General features: G+C 64.0%; 2 tRNA genes. Both read left to right on the top strand.

From position 1 onward, the window contains the following. The first annotated feature begins 20 nt into the window (after nucleotides 1-20). Nucleotides 21-93: transfer RNA gene (locus tag ACFV8H_RS03580), tRNA-Glu, on the top strand. 27 nt (nucleotides 94-120) lie between these two features. Further along, nucleotides 121-193: transfer RNA gene (locus ACFV8H_RS03575), tRNA-Glu, on the top strand. Nucleotides 194-214: the final 21 nt, after the last annotated feature.

Here is a 214-nt window from a genome sequence, read left to right as displayed (position 1 = left end):
CAGTACAAATGAAGATCCAAGCCCCCGTTGTGTAGCGGCCTAGCACGCTGCCCTCTCACGGCAGTAGCGCCGGTTCGAATCCGGTCGGGGGTACTGATCCCGCAAGGGATCGCCTGGAAAGCCCCCGTTGTGTAGCGGCCTAGCACGCTGCCCTCTCACGGCAGTAGCGCCGGTTCGAATCCGGTCGGGGGTACTGATCCCGCAAGGGATCGCC

Source organism: Kitasatospora sp. NPDC059827 (genome assembly GCF_042731675.1).
Lineage (GTDB): Bacteria > Actinomycetota > Actinomycetes > Streptomycetales > Streptomycetaceae > Kitasatospora.
Note: the sequence above shows the minus strand (reverse complement) of the source record. Positions and strands in the feature narration are given on the sequence as shown.